Here is a 352-nt window from a genome sequence, read left to right as displayed (position 1 = left end):
ACCAACGAAGAAGGCTCGCGATTCCCGCCGTGCATGATGGGTTCCGGGGTGTTCGCCGGTAAGTTCGACCTGCAGGAAACCCTCGACAAGCAGGACGAGCAACGGCTGTCGGTGGGCGCTGAATTGCAGCGCATCGGCTATGCCGGTTCCCGCGCCGTGCTGGGCCACCCGGTGGGCGCCTATTTCGAGGCGCATATCGAGCAGGGTCCGGTGCTGGAAGACCAGGCCACCACCATCGGCGTGGTCATGGGCTGCCTGGGCCAGAAGTGGTTCGACCTGACCCTCACCGGCGTCGAAGCCCACGCGGGCCCGACGCCAATGCACCTGCGCAAGGACGCACTGGTAGGCGCGG

The 352-nt window shown here is 66.5% G+C and carries 1 pseudogene; it reads left to right on the top strand.

From position 1 onward, the window contains the following. Window positions 1–352: pseudogene (locus HX846_RS35335) on the top strand (Zn-dependent hydrolase); the annotation flags it as partial.

Source organism: Pseudomonas sp. K5002 (assembly GCF_013386655.1).
Lineage (GTDB): Bacteria > Pseudomonadota > Gammaproteobacteria > Pseudomonadales > Pseudomonadaceae > Aquipseudomonas.
This window is presented reverse-complemented; position numbering and strand designations above follow the sequence as displayed.